Raw genomic sequence first — 522 nt, forward strand, 5'->3', positions numbered from 1 at the left:
ATATTATGTAGTATCAAAACTAGATAATTCTTCCGCGGATGTTACGGTTATCAATATGGGTAGCGGTAACACCGTAACCCAACTGGCCTGCTCGTTGAACGCCTCCAATATTCAGGTGCCGCTGGGAGATGTGTTGGCAACCGAATTTACCGGCGTGGGGACGACGCTAAAACCCAAGGCGTTTAACGTCGGGCTGAACTGTGATGCCAATGCAAAAATCAACGTCTCGCTGGGTGGTACGCAAAATTCAGAGAGCAGCGATAGCAGTATCTTGCAGCTCACCAACGCCGGCAGCGCCGGGGTGGCCAAAGGAGTTGGCGTACAGCTGTTGTACAACAACACGCCGCTAAAACTCAACCAGCTACTGGCGTTGAAAACCTCGGCCGGTGGTCAGGAAACCTTCCCGTTTACCGCCCATTATTATCAGACCGCAGAAAATTTCCCCGCCGGCTCGGCCAATGCCACCGCTACGCTGAATATTTCTTATCAGTGATGGATATGTTGATAACCCATATTTAAAAG

At 50.4% G+C, this 522-nt stretch carries 1 protein-coding gene; it reads left to right on the plus strand.

The window, feature by feature from the left end:
* The coding region (locus tag AC5O77_RS22630; protein WP_494507279.1) for a fimbrial protein at positions 1-493 on the plus strand (493 nt) is incomplete at its 5' end.
* Positions 494-522 lie beyond the last annotated feature (29 nt).

Source organism: Stenotrophomonas sp. INTA L402-1 (assembly GCF_059295135.1).